This is a genomic window from Pseudomonas sp. Ant30-3, assembly GCF_000690905.1.
In the GTDB taxonomy this organism is placed as follows: Bacteria; Pseudomonadota; Gammaproteobacteria; order Pseudomonadales; family Pseudomonadaceae; genus Aquipseudomonas.
Map to the genome: position 1 here is coordinate 15,981 of NZ_JMCL01000093.1, position 14,530 is coordinate 30,510.

The window sequence follows — 14,530 nt, forward strand, 5'->3', positions numbered from 1 at the left end:
ACTCGCCTTGAACTAATCTGCGCCACTGGCAGCTCACTGTGATCAAAGCGACAAGGAGAGTGTGATGGTGCAGACCTCGAACACTGAGTCACTGAAGCTCAATCTGTCGGATCTGAACGAAGGGATGCTACACACCATTCTGGAGCTGGTCAGCGACGGGATTTGGGACTGGAACGCCAACACCGGGTTCGTTTACCGTAATCCCGGCTGGTACGAGATGCTTGGCTACCCTCCTCACTCCCTGAACAACACGGTGCTGACCTGGGAAAGCGTGATCCACCCGGATGATTACCCGCGGGTGATGGCGCTGTTCGATGATTATCTGAATGAGCGCGTGCCCCGCTATCAAGCCGAATACCGCTGCCGCATGCAGGACGGCAGTTACATCTGGATCGAAGACCGCGGTTACGTGCTGGCCCGCAACCCCGACGGTTCGGTGGCGCGGATGGTCGGCGCGCATCGCAGCATCAACGACAAAAAGCGCCTGTTCGAGGCGCTGGAGTTGCGCAATCGATCGCTTGAAGCCGTCGTCGAAGAACGTACCCGTGAGCTGTCCCAGGTTAATCAACAGTTACAAATCCAACTGGAAGAAAACCGCAAACTCGCGGAAACCGATGCACTGACGTCGATCGCCAACCGTTACCTCTTGAGCAAAGCCCTGCCGCAGGAGTGCGACCGTGCTCAGCGTTTCCGCCAGCCACTGTCGCTGATCGCCATGGACATCGACGACTTCAAGGCAATCAACGACCATTACGGCCATGCCCTGGGCGATGCGGCCCTGGTGCAAGTGGTCGAGAGCGTCAGGCGCTGCGTGCGCGAGGGCGATCTGCTGGCGCGCTGGGGCGGTGACGAGTTCATCCTGATTCTGCCCGACACGCCGTTGGCCGACGCCAGACTTCTCGCTGAAGAAATACGCCATAGCCTGGCGGCCCTGCCCGCAGTCGGTGATTTTCGCCTGACCCTGAGCTTCGGCGTGGTCCAGCGCTTTGACGAAGAACAGCAAACCGGGCTGCTGGCCAGAGCCGATCAGGCGCTGTTTCGATCGAAAGTCGCGGGCAAGAATGTGATTTCGGCGTGAGGTTCATTGATTCGTGACAACGCCGCGAAGGTCCAATAGATTAGGCGCCCTGAAAAGGCCCAAGGCTTTCTCGCCTCAACTCAAGTTAAAAGAAGTAGTGAAATTTCAATGTCCGATTCCAATACCGCCGAATCCGTAGTTACCCTGTCGTCCAAAGCGGAATACGAAAACTCCATCAATCTTTCACAGCACGCGCCACAGGCCAAGACCATCAGCGAGATGGTCCTGGACGCTTTCCAGTCCACCCGTGAGAGCGAGCAGATCCGCGAACTGCGCACTGCCATCCGTCAGGCGCACGACCGTTTCGACGACGATAAAGCTTACGAATTAATGGGCGAGCTCAAACAACTCAAAGACGCCGAAGCGGCGGACATTGCCGCTCTGGAAGACTTGAGCAGCAAGTTCCCGATCAGTCGCATTCTGTCCAGCTTCAAGGACGACCCGGCGTTTCAGGAAATCGTTTACGGGCTGGCGCTGAAGGTGTTGAAGCAGACGCACCAGGCGATCAGCAACCCGACCAGCGGCAAGAGCAAAGCGGCTCGCGCGAAGAAAGACGCCGAAGTGTTCACCATCAGCAAGGATGGCGAGAGTGTGACGTTGCCGCTGCGCACGCCGCGCTCGCGATTGAACGTGGACCGTAAAGCGCTGGAGTTCCTTGGCTTCACCTTCGTCGGCGAGGGCGATGAGGCAGAGCTGGAGGGCGAAACCTTCCTCGACAACGCCGGGACCGAGCAAGCGATCAACCGCAAGAACATCATCACCGCGCTGCAGCAGCAGACCGCGTTCGACGGCTACAGCATCACCGCGCAATAACGCTGATACACCCAAGCCCCACGTTGCCCTGCAGCGTGGGGCTTTTTATTGCGTGCTTGATGCGCCCTCAGGCTTTCCAGAAACCACCACCTAAAGCACCCGCCAAAAGGTGGTTGCAAAGTGCCATATCCTTCAGCAGTCAATTCTGATCCTCGCCGCTACGCTGTCCCGTAACGGCACCAGAATTACTTTCCCCAACCCTTGAGCACCACGGGTCCGCCTGCGGGGAGCGTCAACTCACTTTCCAGCCCAAGACTTCAGTGGTGCGATTGCTGAGGTCATCATGCACGCAACCCCTTTATACCGTCAGTTAGCCAACCACTACCTCGACGCGATCCGCAGTGGCACCTTGAAAACCGGTGAACGGTTCCCGTCCATCAGGCTGATGATGGAAAAACACGCGGTCAGCCTGTCGACGGCGGTGCAGGTGTGCCGCGAGCTCGAGGACTGTGGTGTGCTGGAGGCCCGACCGCGGTCCGGCAATTACATTCGCCAACCCGACACCTTGGCCAAACCCAAGACAGCCCCTCCTCCCCCGCTGGACAGGGATATTTATGCGGGCATTCACGAGCAAGTGTCGCTGGTGCTCAGGGCGAGCCAGCGCGCGACGATCAAGGTCAACTTCGCCAGCGCCTACTGCGCGCCGGAACTCTATCCGTTGAAAACCCTGCAGGACCACATGATCAAGGCCCTGCGCCGAGCGCCGGCAGTGCTGGGCACGACGGGCACAACCGCTGGCCACATCGCATTACGCACCGTGCTCGCCCGACGAGCGCTAACCGCCAAAACCCATCTGAGCGCCGAGCAAATTGTGATCACCCACGGTGCGACGGAAGCGATGAACCTGGCGTTGCGCGCGGTCACCCGGCCCGGCGACATCGTGGCGGTGGAATCGCCGACGTTCTACGGGTTGCTGCAAATCATCGAAAGCCTGAACCTGCGGGTGAAGGAAGTGCCGACGAGCGCCCACGCCGGGATCAATCTGTTCGCCCTCGAACAATTGTTGAATGGCCCGGAACGGATCAAGGCACTGATCGTTATGCCCAACCTGCAGAATCCGCTGGGCAGCATCATGCCCGACGCCCATAAGGCGCGGCTGGTGCAACTGTGCGCGGCGTACAACACGGTGCTGATCGAAGATGACACTTACGGTGAATTGGTCGATACCGACCAGCCGTGTTCCACGCTCAAGCACTGGGACCGCACCGACAACGTGATTTATTGCGCGTCTCTGAACAAAACCCTCGCGCCAGGCCTGCGGCTGGGCTGGGTCAGCGCGGGCCGGTGGCATGCCCGGGTGGAAATGCTCAAGCATACGCAGTCCCGCAGTTGCGAGACGTTGGCGCAATTGGCCGTGAGTGCGTTCATGAGTACGCCGTCTTACGAACGTTACTTACGACGTTTGCGGAAAACGCTTACCCGGCAACGCGAGCAAATGAGCGCGGCAATCCTGCGGTATTTTCCCGAAGGCACCCGTGTCACCCGCCCCGGTGGCGGCACGCTGCTGTGGGTGGAACTGCCTCGTGAGTATTCGTCCATGGTGCTGTTTCATGAAGCGTTAAAGGCCGGTATCCAGATTTCGCCTGGGGATATCTTTTCCAACGACAACCGTTTCAACCATTTCGTACGTATCGGCTGCGGCGCACCGTATTCGCCGAAGGTAGATGAAGCGCTGGCGACGTTGGGGCAACTGCTGAAACACCAGCGTTAATCACCACCAACCGTAGGAGCAAGCTTGCTCGCGATGAACGATGACGCGGTCATTCAGAAGAACCGCGTGATCGTTGTTCGCGAGCAAGCTTTGCTCCCACGGGGCTCGAGTGATTTTCAGATCGGGTTCTGGTGCAGGCAGATGATGTGCGGATCGTCGTTCCAGTGCGGAAACAGCTCGGCGATCAGCGGGTCGTGGCCGGGGATCACATGATTTTCGCCATCGGCCAGACAGTCGATCAGGCTGAACGCTTCCAGCGTCTGCGCCATGTCATCGAGAATCGGAAACGGGCTGCGCTGGCGGATGTTCGCCCACAAATGCGCTGCGTCCGAGGCCAACACAATCCAGCCCCGCTCGGTGTGCACACGCACCACCTGGCTGCCGGGCGTATGCCCGCCGACACAGTGCAGCGACACGCCCGCAAGCACCTCGACCGTGCCATTGTGCAAACGCATCCGCCCTTCGAACAACGGCGGCAACGCCGACATCACGTCCTCGACCTCGTAGGTTTTGTTTACCGTGCGATGGGCCATTTTCGGACCGGTGCAGAAACGCAGTTCCGCTTCCTGCAGATGCACCGTCGCTTTCGGAAACAAGCCCAGATTACCGGCGTGATCCCAATGCAGATGCGTCAGGATCAAATCATCAACCTGCGTCGGATCAATATCCAGCAAGCGTAGGGATTCTTCCGGCAGGCGATACATCTGACGGTCACGCCGCTGCGCCGTCGCCGGCTGAAAACAGGTGTCGACGACGATGACGCGCTGCTCATTGCGAATCACCCAGAAGTAATAATCCAGCGGCATCGACGCGTTAGGGTCGCCGCAGCAGGCATCGTAGAGAAAGTTCTCCCGCGCGGTGCGCTGGGCATTGGCGCCGACACGGATGGCGAACACTTCATACACAGGAATGGTCATTTTCACCTCCCGGTTCACGCGGCTGCTGAGGCTTTGAGGGTCGGTCGAAAATCGAAGTCGATCTGCTCAAGAATGCCCAGATCCTCCGCCAGACGATGCAGGCCGCTGTAGTCACGCATGATCGTCGCGTTCTTGTTGCTCTCCCGCGTGTCGGCGATGATCTGCGCGGCGTCCTGGACGCCAAGCTGCGTCAGAATGGCCTCCCACATCGAATAGTCTTGCGCGACAAATGCACTCAGCGCCACCGACAAAGTGCGTGCGAAAAAGCTGCGTTGCACGTCAGGCATGTTCGCGTACATGACCTTGGCCACCTCGGCGAGAATCTTGCTGTGCGCATATTCATCGCGATTGTGCAGCTCGGCCACGCGACGGTTTTGCGGCTGGATAGTGTGGTCATCCGCCAGCAAATCCAGGTACGCGTTGACGCTGATTTCGGCCACCACTGCAAAAGTGATCGCCGCCAGATCACGCTGCCATTGCTCCGGCAGTTCTTCGCGCAAGGCGATCAGGCGCAGGTAGGTCACCGACGGCGGCAGGTCCAGATCCTGATCAAGCGACCGCTGCTCTCTGGTTCGCTCGATGGCGCGCAGGTGCATGAGCGTGTGGTAGTGCTCATCGATCAGCGTTTGCTGCATCGCCTCGCGAAAATGCCAGTCGTCCTTACCGAGGTACTGATTGGCGATGACGCTCAGGGCCGGGTTGACCACATGTTCCTCGGCAGTGACGGTGCGCAGGTTGTAGCCGATCCAGCCCCAGGTCAGCACGCTGCTTTTGAGCTCATCGCTCAGCGCCTGGAAGGTCGGATGGTGGAAAAACGGCACCATGCATTCCGGGTAGTCCGCCAACGCCGGATCGAATGCTTCGCTGACCGCGAGCTTGTCCGGCGAACATACGGTCGCCCTTTTGGTCCAGGCCTGATTGAGCCGCACGACCAGTTGATGATCGACCTTGGCGATCTCGATTGCTGTTTGCATGACACATTACCTGTAGGACGCGTACCCGCGCGGAGTACGCCAATTGAAAAGTGCACGACGGATACATCAGGCCAGCCAATAGCGGGTCAGGTTCCGCGCCGGATCGGTGTAACGACTGCGGGCGTGGATCATGCGCCAGTTATCCCAGATCAGCAGGCAGCCATCAGGAATCAGCACCGGCGTGTTGTGCTGCACAAAATAGGCTTCGCCCAGCTTCGCGAATCGAGCCAGTGGCGATGAGCTGCCAGCGACCTTCGAGCGCTGCAAATCAGCCTTGGACGGATTCACATCGCCGTAGTGAAACTGGTTGTAGCTGAAGCGGAAGATGTCGCCGTCCTCGGTCGGTGTGAGGATGTACTCCTTGACCCGACGCTGCGCCGCCTCGCCGGGTTTGGCCGTGGCGACGAACTCCACGGGCGTGTCATCGAGCCACTCGCGCAACGCGGGCTCGGTGCGCTGCAGAAACTGTAGAAACTCGTAGCCGTCGACCAACCCAGTATGCCCGCCGCCGCAGGTTGCCTGTTGATGACAGTGCAACGCCAGGTAGCGCGGCGGCGGCCCGTACACCGGCGCTTCGGTGTGCGGGCCGATGCCGTTCATGCTTTGGGAATACGGCAATTCTTCGTAGCCCGGCTTGCGGGTAATGGCGAAGGCAATTTGCCCGTTGAACTGCGGAATGATCTGACCGAACGTTTGCAGTGTGCCTACAACATCATCGGCAAACTCGTCCGGCGTCAACACCGCCCAACCTTGTGCCGCCAGTTCTTCGTGGCGGTGGCCCAGTGCAACATAAGGCTTGGATGCAACAATCCCTTGATCTGACATGGTGAAGTTCCTGGCGGTTATCAGTCGTTGACGGTTGTGGTGTAAGCGGCAATGAAGTCGCGGCAGGCACTGCCCGGTTGATAGCGCTGATGATCAATGCTATGCACGGGTGTGATTTCGGCTGCAGTGCCTGTGAGAAAACACTCGTCGAAGTCGCCCAGCTCGGTAGGAAGAATCGTGCGTTCGACGACTTGATAATCAAGAGCCTCCGCTAGCTGGATCACGGTTTGCCGGGTGATGCCATTGAGGAAGCAATCGGGCAGCGGCGTGTGCAGCGTGCGGCCTTTGACGAAGAACACATTGGCGCTGGTGGCTTCGGCGACGTTGCCGCGCCAGTCGAGCATCAGCGCATCGTGGAAGCCGTTGTTCTCGGCATCATGTTTGCTCAGTGTGGCGATCTGATAATGCCCGGAAGCCTTGGCTTCGAACGGGGTGCTGCTCGGTGGCGGCCGGCGCCACTCGGCGGTTTTCAAACGGATGCCGGCCATGTGCCCGGCGGGGTCGAAATAGCTCGGCCACTGCCAGCAGGCGATGGCCACGTGCACACGATTAAACCGCGCCGAGGTGGAGATCATTTCACTGCCGCGCCACGCCACAGGGCGCAGATACCCGTCGACAACCTGATTGCGCCGCAACAGTTCATGGCTCGCCTCTTCCAGCTCGGCAAGCTCGAACGGAATGGCGAAATCCATCAGTTGCGCCGAGCGATACAGACGCTGGCTGTGTTCACGCAATTTGAAGATTTTGCCGTTATACACGCGCTCACCTTCATACACCGTGCTCGCGTAATGCAGACCATGGCTCAACACATGCAGGCGCGCCTGCGACCACTCGACGAACTCGCCATCGAGCCAGATAAAACCTTCTCGCTGATCAAACGGGATGCCATTCATTTCCCTATCTCCTGATGAATCGTCCTACGCGGTTTCGAGCAGGACCGGTATTAATTCCGCCGTCGCCGAAGAATCGGTCTGAAAGAAAAAACACCGCTCGCCAAAGGCAGGACGCAACTCGTCAAACCACGTCGCGTGAGGGTCGAAACGCGCATAAAACGTGCGCAACACCCACTGCGGATTTCGCGCCTGCAAAAACTGCAGCACAAAGACTTTTTCTCCGGCGACGGTTTCGATGCCGTTGATCAACACCTTGCCGTAGAAGGTGCTCATGGAAGGCCCGCGCACCGTGCGCGCCAGCCCGGAGACGCTGCGGTAGGCCGCCTGAAAGATTTCGAAGGCACGGGCCAGCGGCAGCGCGAAGTAATGGCTGGGCCCGGTGTCGCGCTCGACGAACATGTAATAAGGCACCGCACCGAGGCGTACCCCTTCCGTCCACAGCGCCGCCCAATCGCCCGGGTTGTCGTTGATGTGGCGAATCACCGGAGCCTGCATGCGCAGCGTTGCTCCCGTGGCACGAATACGTTCGACGGCCTGCCGGGCGATGTCCTGGCGGAGCTCAACCGGGTGGTTGTAGTGACCCATGATCGACAGGTGTTTGCCCGCCGCGACAATCCGTTCAAACAGCGCCAACAGTTGCGGCGCGTCCTTGTCACTGACAAAGCGCTGCGGCCAGTACGCCAAGGACTTGGTGCCGATGCGGATGCTGTTCAGATGAGGCAACAACAGCAACGGCTCCAGGTACGCGGCCAGCGATCGGGTGTTCATGATCATCGGATCGCCACCGGTGATCAGCACGTCGGTGACTTCGGTGTGCACCCGCAAGTAGCTCACCAGCTCTTGCGATTCGCGCGCATTGAACTTGAGTTCTTCCTCGCCGATGAATTGCGCCCAGCGGAAACAGAACGTGCAGTAGGCGTGACACGTCTGACCGGCGCCGGGAAAGAACAATACGGTCTCGCGGTACTTGTGCTGAATGCCCGACAGGAGTTTTCCTTCAAACATCGCGCCGTTGTGCGTCAGCTGCCCGGCCGGATGCGGATTCATGCGCAGCCAGATGGCCTCGATCCGACGTTTGATCGCGACCGCATCGTCGGCCTCGATCAGTTGCTTGAGCGAGGCGTATTCGTCCGGCAGCAGCATGTCCTGGTGCGGAAAGGTCATGCGGAAAATCGGGTCGTCCGGGATATTGTCCCAGTCGATCAACGTGCTCAGGACATAGTCATTGGTGCGAAACGGCATGACCCTGGCGACGACGTTCATGGCTTCCTGCAACGCTGGCGTCAGCTTGTTCCAGTAAGGCGTCTCGCGAATGGTGCGCGAGTTATAGGGCTTGTATCTCTCGTGCTCCGACAGTCCCTGCATGGCGACGCTCCTGAATCGTTGTGGCGGTGACTACTGAATGGAGGGCGCTGCGCGCTCGATGTCCATCCATGCCCGAACGCTGTCGCGGTCCCACTGGCGGCGGACATAGTCGGCAAGTCGTGCGGGCATCGGGTCGCCGTTGGCGAGCAGTCGGTTGAGCATGATTGCCAGGTCGGTGTCGGCAATGCTCCAGGCACCGAACAGATGCTCGGCGCCCTCTTCCAGCAGCCGATCGGCGACGAAGAACAGTCTGCCCACGGCCGCCAAGGCGTCGTCTGACAGCGGGGTGTCTTTCTTGCCGAAGTAGATGAGGTCTGCGGGGCGTTCCTTGCGAATTACCAGCAGATCGCTGCGCAGCCAGGCCTGGAGCTGCCGGGCACGAGCACGTTGCTGGATGTCGAGCGGATAAAGTTTGTTGTGCCCCGGCGCCAGTTCTTCCAGGTATTCAGCGATCGCCGACGATTCCGACAAGGCAAAATCCTGATGTACCAGCGTGGGAATTTTGCACGTCATGGAAATATCGCGATAACTGGCCTGATAATTTTCGCGTGCCTTTAAATCGAGCGTGACCAGTTCAAACGAAAGTTGTTTTTCCTTCAACGCTACAAATACCGACATTGCAAATGCGCTGACATAATCGGCGCCTAGATACAGCTCAAGCTTGGTACTTTCCATAGAACGCTCCTTTGCTCTAACCTCACAAGAGGTTGCTTGGGAACGATCGTATTGAGTTGGCTTTTCGCTGAATAGATACAGAATTTATTTGTTTCGACGGATACAGAAATTAAAAGCGACAGAAATAAAAAAGGGAGTCTGCAAAGCAAACTCCCTTTTTATAGCGAAGAGAAATTATTCCGGGACGATCAAACCACTGCCTCGGCGGAACTGCAGAGTTGCGCCATTTGCGGCATGTTGCTCATGTTCAGCATCGCCAGTGGCTGATCGCTGCTGTTGACGAAACCGTGCCGGGTCCAGGCCGGCACAAGCAGCACATCGCCGATGCTGACGGTGACCGCTTGGGCGTCGCCTAAGGTCAACTCACCGCTACCGGACTGAATGATGAACAGGTGCCACCAGGCATGAGCATGGCCATTGAGTGTCCCGCCGGGCTTCAGCCACTGCATGGACACCGCCATCCCTGGCATCAGGTTACAGCCATCGGTGCTGTTGTGATGAGCCAGGGCGACAATATCGACATCGCTGGACTCCAGGCTTTGGCGCACTTGCGCAAGTTCATCACGCCTCCACACTTTTGCAGTCTGTGGCGGCCGGTTCAAACTCTCGCGAAATTCCTGATACGGAAAATATCCACCTTTAATATCATTCATGCGCACACACCGGCTTATTATCGATTTGATCATTCGACACTGGGCCAAAAGCTAACGCTTTTAAAGTCACGCCACTTGCCTTCATATTGCCGAAGGGCGAAGCGCCACAATCATATCCACTTCGACGGCAGCATTTTTCGGCAGCTGATAAACGCCCACGGTGGTACGGGTATGTTTGCCCGCATCGCCGAGCACATGACTGAACACATCCGACGCACCGTTGGCGACTTCGCTGAGGTCGACAAAATCTGCCGTGGACTTGACGTACACGGTAACGCGCAGCAGCGCTTTGATCTTGTCCAGCGAACCGATCGCATCGACGATCAGTGCGAGCGCGCGCATGGCGCTGATACTGGCAGCCGTCTGCGCATCGCTCAGGGTCAGTTCCATGCCCACTCGCCCCGGGTACTGAATTTCCCCATTCATGCGCGGCACCATACCGCTGATGTACAGTTCATCGTGATGCCTGACGAGCGGCGCGTAATGGCCGCCAGCGGTGTTCTCGCCGTAGATGTCGTAACGCAACTCTTTCGCCAGGGCGATAAAGCGTTCATCACAGGACATTTTTTGCGCAAACATTCTTTGTACTCTCATGACGCATACTCCTGAAGAATTAGCCCGCTGCCCGTGCCGGTACTGCAAGACAGTTGATTTCAATGCGTGATTCAACGGCTTCGGCCAAACGCAGCAGGTCGTCGCTGAGTTGTGCGTAGTGCTCGTTGAACAGGACGATGTGACCGATGAACGACATGTTGTCTTTCACCACAGCGCTGACCGAATCGCCGATGCGTCGGCTGTACACCGCTTCCACCAGCTCGATACCCAGTTCCCGGGCGAGCAATTCAATGTCGGGGGCGGCGCGCAACAGGCCGCCGGCTGGGGCTCGCAGCAATCGGATGCCGCAATAGCCGCGAGCCACCGGTTGATGAGCTGCCGGCTGACCTTCCACGGCCCAGCGTACCCAGTGCTCCCAGGGATCGAAATCGACGAACGCCAGTCGCGCGAGGTCCCAGATGTGCATGCCGCCGGGGCGCATGTTGGTTTCGACGGCCGAGGTCAGGCCGTCGCTGCGCAGGAACACTTCATTGTGATAAGCGCCGTTTTCCAGCGAGACCAGCGCCGACATGTGCTGCCCGGCCGCTGCAAGCCGAGCCTGTACGTCAGCCGTCAAAGGCGCCGGTACGACCTGCTGGATTTCCGCGCGATAGGCGCCATCGGTGGTGGTTTTTTCGGTGACCCAAGTGCTACCCGCGACAAAATCCCAGCTGTATTCGCGGGCGTTCTGGATCAACTCCTCAATGACGATACCGCCGGCGCGATACGGTTTGAGCGCCAGCCAGGCTTCTTCGCATTCGCACGGATGATGGATGACGCGGCACCCTCGGCTCGCGCCTTCGCACGCCGGTTTGATGAAGGCTTTGCCGCCCAGTTCGACCACTCGCTGGCGCAGTTCGCCGAGGCTTTCGACGCGCGCGGAGAATACCGGCCGGTAGTCTTGCGGCGCGCTGATCGAGCGGGCTTCCAGCTGGCGAAATATCTGTTTGTCCAATCCCGCGCGAGCCTCGGCGGGCGTGATCCCCGGCAAACCGAAATGCGTCGCCAGCGCCGCGCCGAGCAGCACGCCACGGTCAGAAAACGGCAACACACCGATCAGCTTCCAGCGGTCGGCACTCAGGCAACCCGCCACCCATTCGAGGGAATCGACCACACTTTCGGGCGCCAGCGAGGCGCTGCAGACATGGTCGGCTACCTGATCGTCGCCGGGCCGGATGCCATCGACCACCAGGATCAACCGGGCGCTGTACAGTGTCTTGCAGAGGTCACGCAGCTTGCGGATATCGTCTACCCGATTGCCGTTGTAACCGACCACTACTACGCATGACGTGGTGTTCATGAAGCCTCCGAACTATGGAGTAAAAACGCAAACGCAATGACTCAGTCGTGCAGTGACGCGTTGGACTTACGGTTGAGCCAGTACCAGGCGAGGATGCCGCCCGCACCGATGGCGGCCAGGATCAAGGCGTTGTAGGGCGGTGGAACGACGCGCATGATCAGCACCGTCAGCCCGGCGCCAACGCCCAGCGAGACTTCCTTGACGAACATGTTGTTCTGCTTGACCGAGAAGTAGTCGAGGTAGCTGAACGCGCATTCGGCAAGGGACAGCAATGCAACCCAGATCAGCGCGCCGATCAGTGTGTCCACATGAAATGCGGCCGGTGATGAAAGGACGAGGAAGCCGCCGATGATGATGGCGATGACCGCGACCACCTTGAAGCGACCGGTACGCTCGATCAGTTTCATGACCGGCATCTGGGCGAACACCACCACCGCGCTGTTGAGGATCAGCATCAAGCCATACCAGGCGGGCAATTCGCCGGTCTTCAGCAGAATCGCCTGGGGCAGAATCGAGAACACGCCGAAGAGCTTGATGCCCATGATCAGGCCGGCGATGACCCACGGCAGTTTGTTGCGCCACCCGCTGCCATCATGGCTCGATGGATTGGCAACCAAGGGCTGCGTGGTGAACGTCGCGCCCATGGCGATCGGCAGACAGAGCAGGACAAACCCTGCGGCACCGAGAAAGAACAGGGTGGGCGTGAGCAGTGGCGACAAAAGGATCAAACCGGCCACCAGGCTGCCCATGTTCATGGCCACGCGGTTGTAGGCTGCGCCCTCTTTGGTCTGCGCGGCTTCACTCTTGATCAGGTAACCGGCGATAGCGATGCCATAGGCGAACAAGGCCGCAGCGAACATGACGATGCCCTGATTACTCGTGACCGCCAGCAGCACCAGCCCGAGTGCGGCGCACATCAGCGTGACGCTCAGGGAGCGACGGCCAAGCACCAGCAACGTCAGCGGCAGCAACAACAGCAAGGCGCGATAGCCGAGGGCGAGGATGCTATTGGTAGCCGTATCGAGCCAGACGTTAGCCTTGCCAAGCACTGCAAACAGCGAAACAGCGGTAATCATCCGGATCGTGAACAGGCGGATGTTGATCACTGGTTTGGCAACCGCCAGTGTGGTTGGAGCACTCATGCAACACCTCTGGAAACATCGATTGTTCAGGCGTCCAGCGCGAACAATCGGGAAAGTCTGTAAGGTGATGGTAGAGACACAGGCTTGTTCTGATCAGAGCAAATCTGATTAGAATCGAACGAAGTTTACTGCCGGAGAGACCAGTAAAATGCAGGTGCAGCGCGCAGTGATCGCCGCGATCGAGTTCCAGCCAGGAGTGCCGCTGGTGCAGCAGATCGTCGATCAGTTATCGACGGCAATCAGTCAGGGTGGTCTGCCGCACGGCGCGAAGCTGCCGCCGATTCGCGAGCTCTCTGACCTGATGAATGTGGGCAAGTCGACGGTGGTGGATGCGCTCGACCGATTGCGCGCCAAAGGGCTGGTGGTTTCCCGGCAGGGCTCGGGGCATTACGTGCACCGCTCCAGCACCACGCTGAAAACCGACGCCGGCCCGGACTTGCAACCGCAGGACACCCTCAGCGTGGTGCGCCGTGCGGTGCTGCAGGACACCGGCGCGTTACGGCCCGGCGCGGGTTTTCTGCCCTCTTCGTGGCTGCCGGCCGATGAATTGCTCAAAGCCGTGCGCGGCACCTTGCGCGCGACTTCCCTGCGCATGGGGGAATATGGCGTAGCCGCCGGTTACGTGCCGCTGCGCGAAGCGTTGCAGGTCAAACTGGCAGCCATCGGCATCGAAGCGCCCGTGGACCAGATCGTCACCACGGCCAACACGGTGCAGGCCATCGACATGCTCATGCGCCTGCTGGTCAAACCCGGCGATACGGTGCTGCTCGACGATCCGTGCTATTTCACCATGCACACCAATCTGGCCTTGCACGGCGCCAAGGTGATTACCATTCCCCGTGGTTCGGAGGGTATGGACCTGGAGGCTTTCGAGCGATTGCTGATCGTGCATCGGCCCGTGCTCTACATGACCAACAACGTACTGCACAACCCGACCGGGCACTCATTCACTCCGGCCCAGGTGTATCGCTTGCTGGAATTGAGCCACCGCTACGGTTTCCACATCGTCGAAGATGATTTGTATTGCGACCTGCAACAACGCAGCACCCCTCGCCTGGCTGCGGGCGGGCTGGACAACGTCAGCTACGTTTCCGGCTTCTCCAAAACCCTGACCGCCAACAGCCGCGTCAGCTTCGCGGTGCTGTCACCGCCACTGGCCGCCCGCATGATCACCCTGAAAATGGCCTGCGGTGGCATGACGTCGGAGCTGGCGGAGCAGATCATCTGCACGATGCTCAGCGACGGCAGCTATGCCAAACACACCCGGCGCACGGTGGATCGCCTTTATGAGTCGAGCAGCCGGGTCACCCATTGGCTTCTCGAAGCTGGCTGCTCACTGTCATCGCTGCCGCACGAAGGGTTATTTCTGTGGACGCGATTGCCGGAAGGTTTTCATGCCGAAACCCTGGCCAGGAAAGGTCTGGACATCGACCTGGTACTGGCGCCCGGGACCCTGCTGAGCAAAGCGCCGGACGCCAGCCAGTTCCTGCGTTTCAACGTCGCGCACAGCGACAACGTCCAGGTGCGGGAGCGGTTTTTGCGGTTGCTGGACATGCAACGCGAGGACCCGTAGTGGCGAGCGTGCGTCTA

14 protein-coding genes are annotated in these 14,530 nt (G+C 59.3%); 4 read left to right on the plus strand and 10 right to left on the minus strand.

The window, feature by feature from the left end:
* Nucleotides 1–64 precede the first annotated feature (64 nt).
* The 3 genes from DU29_RS0121325 to DU29_RS0121335 all read left to right on the plus strand — a co-directional run bounded on the left by DU29_RS0121325 (nucleotide 65) and on the right by DU29_RS0121335 (nucleotide 3,602).
* Nucleotides 65–1,078 carry a sensor domain-containing diguanylate cyclase gene (locus tag DU29_RS0121325; protein ID WP_028623516.1) on the plus strand — a complete coding sequence of 338 codons (1,014 nt, stop codon included), beginning with the start codon at nucleotides 65–67 and terminating at the stop codon, nucleotides 1,076–1,078.
* Between the two features lie 108 nt (nucleotides 1,079–1,186).
* Nucleotides 1,187–1,891 carry a hypothetical protein gene (locus DU29_RS0121330; RefSeq protein WP_028623517.1) on the plus strand — a complete coding sequence of 235 codons (705 nt, stop codon included), beginning with the start codon at nucleotides 1,187–1,189 and terminating at the stop codon, nucleotides 1,889–1,891.
* 283 nt (nucleotides 1,892–2,174) lie between these two features.
* Nucleotides 2,175–3,602 (plus strand): aminotransferase-like domain-containing protein, encoded by a 1,428-nt coding sequence (locus DU29_RS0121335; RefSeq protein ID WP_028623518.1) that lies wholly within the window; start codon nucleotides 2,175–2,177, stop codon nucleotides 3,600–3,602.
* Between the two features lie 116 nt (nucleotides 3,603–3,718).
* On the opposite strand, the gene DU29_RS0121340 is transcribed toward DU29_RS0121335, so the two are convergent.
* From DU29_RS0121340 to DU29_RS0121385, 10 genes are all read right to left on the minus strand, one after another.
* Nucleotides 3,719–4,519, minus strand: coding sequence for an N-acyl homoserine lactonase family protein (locus DU29_RS0121340; protein WP_028623519.1), 801 nt, complete (start codon nucleotides 4,517–4,519; stop codon nucleotides 3,719–3,721).
* 14 nt (nucleotides 4,520–4,533) lie between these two features.
* On the minus strand, nucleotides 4,534–5,493 hold the full coding sequence (locus DU29_RS0121345; protein ID WP_028623520.1) for a diiron oxygenase: 960 nt from the start codon (nucleotides 5,491–5,493) through the stop codon (nucleotides 4,534–4,536).
* Between the two features lie 66 nt (nucleotides 5,494–5,559).
* Nucleotides 5,560–6,318: a TauD/TfdA family dioxygenase gene (locus tag DU29_RS0121350; RefSeq protein ID WP_028623521.1), complete on the minus strand. Its 759-nt coding sequence runs from the start codon at nucleotides 6,316–6,318 to the stop codon at nucleotides 5,560–5,562.
* A gap of 20 nt (nucleotides 6,319–6,338) precedes the next feature.
* Nucleotides 6,339–7,211, minus strand: coding sequence for a branched-chain amino acid aminotransferase (locus tag DU29_RS0121355; protein WP_028623522.1), 873 nt, complete (start codon nucleotides 7,209–7,211; stop codon nucleotides 6,339–6,341).
* Nucleotides 7,212–7,235: 24 nt separating this feature from the next.
* A complete protein-coding gene (locus DU29_RS0121360) occupies nucleotides 7,236–8,576 on the minus strand; it encodes a KamA family radical SAM protein (RefSeq protein ID WP_028623523.1) in 1,341 nt (446 codons plus the stop codon).
* Between the two features lie 30 nt (nucleotides 8,577–8,606).
* Nucleotides 8,607–9,251 carry a glutathione transferase gene (yfcF, locus tag DU29_RS0121365; protein ID WP_028623524.1) on the minus strand — a complete coding sequence of 215 codons (645 nt, stop codon included), beginning with the start codon at nucleotides 9,249–9,251 and terminating at the stop codon, nucleotides 8,607–8,609.
* A gap of 188 nt (nucleotides 9,252–9,439) precedes the next feature.
* Complete coding sequence (locus tag DU29_RS0121370) at nucleotides 9,440–9,904, minus strand: cupin domain-containing protein (protein WP_028623525.1); 465 nt, start codon at nucleotides 9,902–9,904, stop codon at nucleotides 9,440–9,442.
* 81 nt (nucleotides 9,905–9,985) lie between these two features.
* Complete coding sequence (locus tag DU29_RS0121375) at nucleotides 9,986–10,483, minus strand: RidA family protein (protein WP_028623526.1); 498 nt, start codon at nucleotides 10,481–10,483, stop codon at nucleotides 9,986–9,988.
* Nucleotides 10,484–10,517: 34 nt separating this feature from the next.
* Nucleotides 10,518–11,798 carry an ATP-grasp domain-containing protein gene (locus DU29_RS0121380; RefSeq protein WP_028623527.1) on the minus strand — a complete coding sequence of 427 codons (1,281 nt, stop codon included), beginning with the start codon at nucleotides 11,796–11,798 and terminating at the stop codon, nucleotides 10,518–10,520.
* Between the two features lie 41 nt (nucleotides 11,799–11,839).
* Nucleotides 11,840–12,940 (minus strand): hypothetical protein, encoded by a 1,101-nt coding sequence (locus DU29_RS0121385; RefSeq protein ID WP_028623528.1) that lies wholly within the window; start codon nucleotides 12,938–12,940, stop codon nucleotides 11,840–11,842.
* Between the two features lie 148 nt (nucleotides 12,941–13,088).
* Here DU29_RS0121385 and DU29_RS0121390 point away from each other — a divergent pair, with 148 nt between their 5' ends.
* On the plus strand, nucleotides 13,089–14,513 hold the full coding sequence (locus DU29_RS0121390) for an aminotransferase-like domain-containing protein (RefSeq protein ID WP_028623529.1): 1,425 nt from the start codon (nucleotides 13,089–13,091) through the stop codon (nucleotides 14,511–14,513).
* The last annotated feature ends 17 nt before the right edge of the window (nucleotides 14,514–14,530 follow it).

What these genes read in the sequence shown, in the direction of transcription:
- DU29_RS0121325 (WP_028623516.1), top strand. Translation starts at nt 65, where the DNA reads ATGGTGCAGACCTCGAACACTGAGTCACTGAAGCTCAATCTGTCGGAT.
- DU29_RS0121330 (WP_028623517.1), top strand. Translation starts at nt 1,187, where the DNA reads ATGTCCGATTCCAATACCGCCGAATCCGTAGTTACCCTGTCGTCCAAA.
- DU29_RS0121335 (WP_028623518.1), top strand. Translation starts at nt 2,175, where the DNA reads ATGCACGCAACCCCTTTATACCGTCAGTTAGCCAACCACTACCTCGAC.
- DU29_RS0121340 (WP_028623519.1), bottom strand. Translation starts at nt 4,519, where the DNA reads ATGACCATTCCTGTGTATGAAGTGTTCGCCATCCGTGTCGGCGCCAAT.
- DU29_RS0121345 (WP_028623520.1), bottom strand. Translation starts at nt 5,493, where the DNA reads ATGCAAACAGCAATCGAGATCGCCAAGGTCGATCATCAACTGGTCGTG.
- DU29_RS0121350 (WP_028623521.1), bottom strand. Translation starts at nt 6,318, where the DNA reads ATGTCAGATCAAGGGATTGTTGCATCCAAGCCTTATGTTGCACTGGGC.
- DU29_RS0121355 (WP_028623522.1), bottom strand. Translation starts at nt 7,211, where the DNA reads ATGAATGGCATCCCGTTTGATCAGCGAGAAGGTTTTATCTGGCTCGAT.
- DU29_RS0121360 (WP_028623523.1), bottom strand. Translation starts at nt 8,576, where the DNA reads ATGCAGGGACTGTCGGAGCACGAGAGATACAAGCCCTATAACTCGCGC.
- yfcF (WP_028623524.1), bottom strand. Translation starts at nt 9,251, where the DNA reads ATGGAAAGTACCAAGCTTGAGCTGTATCTAGGCGCCGATTATGTCAGC.
- DU29_RS0121370 (WP_028623525.1), bottom strand. Translation starts at nt 9,904, where the DNA reads ATGAATGATATTAAAGGTGGATATTTTCCGTATCAGGAATTTCGCGAG.
- DU29_RS0121375 (WP_028623526.1), bottom strand. Translation starts at nt 10,483, where the DNA reads ATGTTTGCGCAAAAAATGTCCTGTGATGAACGCTTTATCGCCCTGGCG.
- DU29_RS0121380 (WP_028623527.1), bottom strand. Translation starts at nt 11,798, where the DNA reads ATGAACACCACGTCATGCGTAGTAGTGGTCGGTTACAACGGCAATCGG.
- DU29_RS0121385 (WP_028623528.1), bottom strand. Translation starts at nt 12,940, where the DNA reads ATGAGTGCTCCAACCACACTGGCGGTTGCCAAACCAGTGATCAACATC.
- DU29_RS0121390 (WP_028623529.1), top strand. Translation starts at nt 13,089, where the DNA reads ATGCAGGTGCAGCGCGCAGTGATCGCCGCGATCGAGTTCCAGCCAGGA.